Consider the following 7,173-nt stretch of genomic DNA (forward strand, 5'->3'; position numbering starts at 1 on the left):
GGTGAGGATCGTCGCGGTTCGCAGCAAGACTAGCGCAGTGGTACACAGCGTAGCGGATCGCGACGATGCTTACACGTTTGCGCCTGCTGCCTCGAAGGAGCACAAAATATGTGTCCCATGGCCGCCCCGAAGGGCAGTCGCCGGGCATGTTGCCATGCCATTTCTAGATGGCTAATCCGACGCCCTCAGCGACTGTGGATAGTACGGCAAGTCGTTCGGCGTGTGTAGTATTTCCTGTGACGTTGTCTGCGCGCGCAGACGCTGTAGCTGTTTCATTCCGTCATCCGTGAGACGATGCTGCCCGGTGATCCACCCGTAGTGAATTGCCGAGTTCAGCAGGCGGCGGACCTCCACCCGACGGAGTCCCGTGCGGGTGGATACCGCGTTTTCACTTCGTGGAGAGCGCGAGAGGGATGCAAGGACGAGCACCAAGCTTCTGGCCTCAGCGTCCAGCCGATCAAGCCAGCCTGAGGCCGCAAGACGCGACTGCCCCATTCTGATCAATTGGGCAGCGGCATCCACTTCATGAAAGCCTGTTGTGAGAGCGTCGGTAACGTCCCCGATTGCCCGTCCCGGGAAGATCGGCTTCCACGTTGCGCCTGCCTTGTAAAGGATTGCCGGAGCATTGTTCGGTACGCCGTGCGGGTACGCGATCAGAACGCCCTCTCCTCCGAAGCCGAACGCCTGGGAAGCACGCACCGGGTTGTACCTTGCACATAAGCCCATAAGTCGTTGTGCGTCCAGTTCTCCGAATCTGTTGCCAATCGTCGGGCAAGTCAGTGACCAGATCACCTTGGGCTTCATCGGATGAGACATTAAAAGCTTCTCGCCGACTCTCGTCGACGCAAACGCAATGACATGGCACGAGACCAACCGCGACGAAAACCAGCTCCTCACCGATGCGGCACGCCAGAGCGACGACAGGAAATCAGTCGCCTGGGTTCCCGTTCCTATGGTGTCCGTGAGAATGAAGAAAGCGCGGATCTTGCATTTGCGAATGTCCTCAGCCGTTGGATGAAGAAGAAATCTGGACGGATTTGCGCGAGCCATCGATGTCGCGAGCGTTGCAATGACGCCTTCGCTGCCCACTTCATGGGCATACGCTCGGATGCTCTCCACCGGCTGAAGGGGCGCACCGTAAGCGCGCTTTGGCTTCGTAGGACTTTCCTTGTAAAACCGTTGGAGATGTCCACCCGGATTACGTAGCTCGCGCTCGATAAAGAGTGCGATCGGGCCGCTGATTTTGGCAGCCTCCGCCTCGATACTGGCACGTAGCGACGACGTGAACTCCGCCGAGGAAACCCAGCGGATAGCGTCTAGCAAGAGGATTGCATCAGGCTGATCAGGGATGGCGAACTGGCTAATCCAGGCCGAGCCCTCTTCCGTTTGGGACAGTTGCATGCTTTTGCTGCCTTGATTTAGACAAAACGCCCTAATCAGAGGCGGTCCGACATTTCGGGCGCACCGATATCGGCGGCAACGCTCGCCGGTCGGAAAGCCCAATCCTCCAGCCCCAAATTGTTCGGCTGTACGCCGCTGGCCAGAACAACGTCAGCGGAGCATTAAAACATAGCATATGGTGCACCCGATGACGCGTCTGGTAAAGCCGATCGATGGGGACCGATTGTGATTTTCCGGAGGGAAAACTCAAATCAATGGATTATGGACCTTCGCTCGCGCGATGTCGGGCCGACATTGAATTCGTCGTTATCCGGTCCTTTTAGGCTCGAGATAAACGCTGCACCAAGTCATGTGCGCCATCGGCGCCCACAACCGGCGAGAGCCAATCCTGCCATCCCTCGTTTTTATGTCTTTAAATTTGCAGTCCGCAAATCCCGTGAGCGGGGTTAACCTTGGTCGCGCAAATAAATCAACATCCGCCGCAGGATAGTATGTTCGTCCGAGCGGGAAGGCCGCGCACCTCGCGCAGCAAGATGAACCGTCCTGGTTGAAAAGAATGGCGTATCGCGTGAACAGGTATCCCTACCCGCGCAAATAGAAGTTCGATCGGCGCACGAAGGTACGACTCACGGCGCAACACGCATGAGTATGGGTGACCGTACTCCTCGCGGAAAAAATAAAATACTGTGTTGATTCCCCGCGCGTGGGTGCCAATGCCTGCGCAACTTGCACATAGAGGCTTTCACGGGCAGCGCAACAAGAATTGTGTCGGGTGGGTACGCCACATCAAGGTTCGCGATTGTCCGGCGCAATATAGCGAGCGATGGATTTCGTGTGCTGCCTGTTGCCAACGCACAACCGTTGATTGCTTGATTCGAGGGGCGATGTGGCTGGGTCCGCCGCGCGCAAATCCCGGTACGTTGCCCGGATTCGATAGCGCAAATAAATTTCTTGTTCCGGGGAAATCCCGTTCATTCCAGTGTGTTCCATCGACCCGAGATGAGTCTGTTTCGGGGTATTGACGACCATTATTCCCTTTAGCAAGATGGCATGAAAGCAGTACGCAGGAGCGAATCATGCCGGTGGTGAAGAGCTTTACCCAGGCGCAATGGGACGCAGCCGCGCGCCGTCTCGACGCACTGCCGGAAAAGCCCGCGCATGAGCATCGCGTCAATGTCCGCGATGGAACGAAATCCATGCAGCCTCAAATTATTGATGCCCAGAGGAAGGGCTACACGCAGGAAGAAATCGTCCAGCAGATCGCGCAGGACGGCGTGATGATTAGCGCCAGCACGTTGCGATACGCGATGCAACGCGCTGGGAAAGAGGACCAGTCTACGCAGGTGGAGCGACACGTCAAAACGCACGCCGCCACGGCATCACCTCGCGGAAAGAAAGTCAATCAGGCGACGCCGTCACATAACGGCCATGCACAAGCAGGACCACAGCAGAAAGGGGATGGGGGAGTAACCAAGACGAAACTCACACAGGTACAAGGCTTCCTCGGATTTCCGATCAGGCCGGATACCGAAAACTTGTAGAGGTATGACATGACAACGAAAGATCACCCTATCTATATGGTCGGCGGCAGCAAGGGCGGCGTCGGCAAGAGCTTCGTCACGCTGGCGCTGGTCGATTATCTGCGGCGCGCGGATGTCCATGTCGTGCTGGTAGAGACGGATACATCCAATCCCGATGTCATGAAAGCTGTTCATGACGAAATCGAGTGTGGGTCATGTGACCTGGATGATCCGGGAGGCTGGATCGATTTTGTCAATTTCTGCGATACGCATCGGGACGCGACGGTCGTCGTTAACACAGCGGCGCGGAGTCAGACAGGCGTTGCGCAGTACGGCGGGACGCTTGCCAATACGCTGGCCGAGTTGGCGCGGCGTCTCGTCGTGCTATGGGTCATTAACCGGCAGCGTGACAGCCTCGAACTGTTGATCGAGTTTGGCGAGACGTTCCCGCATGCACTGACGCATGTCGTGCGCAACGGTTATTTCGGCACACCGGACAAGTTCACGATGTACCGGGAGTCGAAACTCCGCAAGACTGTCGAGGCGCAGGGCCAGTCGCTGGACTTTCCCGATCTCGCGGATCGGGTCGCCGATGAACTTCGCAGCCAGCGCCTGTCAATCCAAAAGGCGGCGGAGACGATGCATATCGGCGAGCGGGCGGAACTGCTGCGCTGGCGCGCGCTATATAGCGACATGTTCGCCAGGGTGGCTGCCGATGCGTAATCGACGGGCGAAGTCGCCTGATGCGCTCGCCCGTCTGTTCCTCGACGTCACAGGCGAATTGCCCGACGATGCCAGTCTCCTGCGCATGCGGCGGGTTTCCGGTGCGTTGAGCCTGCGGGACAACGATGCGCTGTGGTCGATGATCGCCGTGCTTGAATACTATGCACGGCTTTACGAGGCGATGCCGGATCGTATCCGGCGAGCCGGTGATGGTAGTTTTGACGCAGTGCGTCGAGAAGCTGAAGCGGCAACCGACGCCCTGATGCGTCAGCATCGGGACGCGCTCGCGCGTTGCAAGGCGACGATCCAGTTGGCTGAGGACATGACCCGGGAGCACGAAGCGAGGTACCAGGCCGCGCTGGCAAAGCTCAACGAAGCATCAATCGCTGTGCTGGCTGATAGATTGGCCAATCGGGTCGCGGGGATCACCTGCAATCGTTTCATTGGTGCGGCGGCGGTGGCGGCAAGGGAACAGCGGGCGCGGATGGACGGGGCGGTCGGCCTGTTCGAACGCGCGATGCTGGAAACGGCGACACGGGCGCAAGCGAGCATCGCAGTAACTGAGGGACGTTTGATTCGGACGCTGCATCGTTCATTGATCGTCGCGGCCAGCCTGTGTGTACTGTTGGTCGCTGCTGCATTCTGGATGGGCGAGCAGGCCAAGTAGGTGATAGGCCCCGCCTACGGGCGAGCGCAGGCGGGGAGTGGACGATCACGCGGTGTGCTGCACGGCGTCCGAAGTTGCCACGCTGGCGGCGGTCGGGAAGGGCCATGCCGGGAGGTTGTCGTCTGCCTCTGCGGTGCCGGTTGCGGAAGCAGGTTCCGGTGAACCTGCCGTATACGCTTCGACTTTCTGCGGGTTCTCCGCATCGTGCTCATCGTCCGGGTCATTCACCACGCCGAGGGCGCGAATGGCCGGCACTTCCCGGTCGGTGAGCATTTCCGGGAGCCATGCGGATTTCGCCAGTCGCATTTCGGCAAAAGCGGCGGCATCGCCCTTCTTCATCTTGCTGAGGTCGAGGGCGATCTTGGGCGAAACCGCCTGCATGGCAATGTCCACGATGCGTGCCTTGCTGACATGATCCAGATACGAAGTGCGGGTCGGCGTCCAGTACCGGGTCATGTCGAGTTGCAGCGCATTGCTCAGGGCATTGATGGCGTGTGGCCCCTCCGTGCCGGTGACGCCATCCAATAGGGTGCCGGTGCAGAAGGCGAGCAGGTCGAGCAATGTCGTGCCGGGGTCCTGTTCGATCAGCCACGGCAGCAGGTCGGCCAGTTGCTTCGGCAGGGTGGCGAGCCATTGCTGGCGCTGCGCGTTGATGATGCCCCATGCGGTGCTGGCGGATAGGTCGTCCGCCGCCTTGAGCAGGGCATCATGGTTGCTGGTGGCGTTCAGTTCGAGACAATCCCGGCTTGCGTGGCCGTACCGCTCGGGAAAAGCCACCGGCGCGAGCCGGAACAGCAGGGCGGCGAGAGCGACGGACGGCTGCGCGATCAGTTCCGCGTGAATGGCTGCGGTGCGATGGGCGCTCAGGCGCTGGCAGAGTTTCGCGCTGTGGACCGGTTTGGCTTTCCGGTTTGCTTCCTTGAGCGCGGCGACGGCCTGTCCAACCGGGATTGCGCCTTCGCCATGTCCGTCATCGCTTTCGCGGCGTACCAGTCCGCGCTCGATGATCAGGTTGCCCTGCGGGTCGAGGATGACGAACGCGCCCGCTTCGGCCATCTGTTGCGCATCCCATGCCTGTGTGCGGATTTCCAGCGCCTGAATCGCGGCGGTCACTTCGTTCATTTCGGCTTCGAGCTTTTCGCCTTCCTCATAGGCATCCTCGTCGTCCTCCGCGAGCGCATCGTACCGTTCTGCCAGTTCGTCCTGCCGTGCGGTCAGGGCATCCATTTCGCGCTGCTCGTCCTCCGTATAGGGGCGCTCGAGCGGATCGAGTCTGCCGAAGCGGTTCAGTTCGAACACGTCGCGTTCGATGCGCGTCTCCGTCCAGTTCCACCCTTCGGCACGGACGGCCTCCGCAGCGGCTTCGAGCTTTTCGCCCGCGAGACGCTGCAGCAGTTCGGCGTCGGCGATGAATCCGGCGTTTTCGGTGTCGCTGAACAGGTCGCGTCGCACGTACCCGCCTGCTGCCTCGTAGGCCGCGAGCCCGACGAAGCGCACCAGACGGCTGCGGCTCGCATCGATTTCGGCTCGCGTGATCGCCTGCCGCAGATATTGCGGCGCGCGCTGCCAGTCGTTCGGTGCATCGAACCAGACGCGTTCCTGAGTTTCGTGGTCGTCGGCCAGCGCGAGCGCGGCCAACTGGTCGAGGGTAATTCCATCCTCGCGCAGCAGGGCGAGCAGTTTGGGCGACACGTTGGCGAGTTTGAGACGCCGTCTGACCGTGATCGGCGCAGCAGAAAAGAGCGCCGCGATATAGTCCACGCTGCGTCCTTCTTCGGCCAGCATCCTGAACGAGCGCAGCACATCGAACGGGTCGAGACCTTCGCGGTGACTGTTTTCGATCAGCGAAATGGCAAGGGCTTCCCCTTCGCTGACGATCCGCACAGGAACCGGGTAATCGTTCCCGATGCGCTTGTCTCCGTGCAGCAGGTCGAGTGCCGCATGGCGGCGCTGACCGGCGCAGACGCCGAGCTTGCGCTGCTTGCCACGCGAACCGCGCAGTTCATGCACGACGAGATTCTGCAACAGTCCCTTCGCGGCGATGTTGTCCGCAAGACTGGGAATTCCGGTGAGCGGTTCCGTACGCGCATTGAGTGGTGAGCGTCGCAGGCACGACCAGGGCACCGCGACAATCGGCTGCTCGTTGCCGAAATTGTTTTCGAGCAGAGGCGATTTCGCGGCGTCGGCGGGTTCAACGGCTTGGATGATGGTTTGGGCTTCCATGATTTGCTCCAGATAGAAGGAAAGGTTCCGGGTCACGCTTCGCTGGATTCGATCAGGAATAGACACGGATAGGATTCCTGATCGAATGATGGAGGGGGTGCCTGTCGGCGTTCCCCTCCGGGAGGGGGTTACGCCTTTATCTGACGCATGGCATCCGCAAGCATCCACAGTGCGCGGTTCAGCTTGACGTTCTGGTCGATGCCGGTTACGGGCCGGGTGGACATCGCGCGCCCGCTTGCTGAGCGTCCGTGCAATCCGCCTTTCGTGAGGTTTTCCTGAACGCGGTTAAAGATCGTCCAGAGATCGTCGCGGCGATCCTCGAAGCGGCGCGGGGCGAGCAACTGGTTGTCGGTGATCGGCGCGGGGGCGGTGGCATCGGTCGGGTCATACCGCAGGGCGAGCGCGGAGCGGGCAAAGACGGTTTGCTCGTCGCGGTTCAGGGTCACGGCCTGCATGCCGTCCTTCTGTTCGCGGATCAGGTCGAAGCCGTCGAGCACGTCGAAAGCGCCGTTGATGACGTTCTGCACGATGTTGCCCTTGTGGGGCACGCGGACATCCCGGACGTTTTCGCCTGCGACCATGCCGTTCTGGCACACAAATCTCAGTATTCCGGCGAGCATCTGGTAACTGCTGGTGCCA

At 60.3% G+C, this 7,173-nt stretch carries 6 protein-coding genes; 3 read left to right on the forward strand and 3 right to left on the reverse strand.

Features of this window, described 5'->3' with window-relative positions; all coding sequences use genetic code 11:
• Window positions 1-171: 171 nt before the first annotated feature.
• Window positions 172-1,401: a phosphoribosyltransferase-like protein gene (locus PQQ96_RS21995; RefSeq protein WP_408296478.1), complete on the reverse strand. Its 1,230-nt coding sequence runs from the start codon at window positions 1,399-1,401 to the stop codon at window positions 172-174.
• Between the two features lie 1,076 nt (window positions 1,402-2,477).
• Between PQQ96_RS21995 and PQQ96_RS22000 the strand changes: the two genes are divergently transcribed.
• The 3 genes from PQQ96_RS22000 to PQQ96_RS22010 are packed head-to-tail and all read left to right on the forward strand — an operon-like array spanning window position 2,478 to window position 4,311.
• On the forward strand, window positions 2,478-2,942 hold the full coding sequence (locus PQQ96_RS22000) for a hypothetical protein (protein ID WP_120305728.1): 465 nt from the start codon (window positions 2,478-2,480) through the stop codon (window positions 2,940-2,942).
• Window positions 2,943-2,951: 9 nt separating this feature from the next.
• On the forward strand, window positions 2,952-3,644 hold the full coding sequence (locus PQQ96_RS22005; RefSeq protein ID WP_120305727.1) for a nucleotide-binding protein: 693 nt from the start codon (window positions 2,952-2,954) through the stop codon (window positions 3,642-3,644).
• Window positions 3,637-4,311 carry a hypothetical protein gene (locus tag PQQ96_RS22010; protein WP_120305726.1) on the forward strand — a complete coding sequence of 225 codons (675 nt, stop codon included), beginning with the start codon at window positions 3,637-3,639 and terminating at the stop codon, window positions 4,309-4,311. The genes PQQ96_RS22005 and PQQ96_RS22010 overlap by 8 nt, the downstream gene beginning before the upstream one ends.
• Before the next feature lie 45 nt (window positions 4,312-4,356).
• Here the strand turns inward: PQQ96_RS22010 and PQQ96_RS22015 are convergent, their stop codons facing one another.
• Complete coding sequence (locus PQQ96_RS22015) at window positions 4,357-6,534, reverse strand: ParB/RepB/Spo0J family partition protein (protein ID WP_408296482.1); 2,178 nt, start codon at window positions 6,532-6,534, stop codon at window positions 4,357-4,359.
• A 128-nt stretch (window positions 6,535-6,662) separates the two neighbouring features.
• On the reverse strand, window positions 6,663-7,173 hold a 511-nt coding region (locus tag PQQ96_RS22020; RefSeq protein ID WP_408296485.1), incomplete at its 5' end, for a DUF932 domain-containing protein.

Source organism: Paraburkholderia sediminicola (assembly GCF_046027825.1).
In the GTDB taxonomy this organism is placed as follows: domain Bacteria; phylum Pseudomonadota; class Gammaproteobacteria; order Burkholderiales; family Burkholderiaceae; genus Paraburkholderia; species Paraburkholderia sediminicola_D.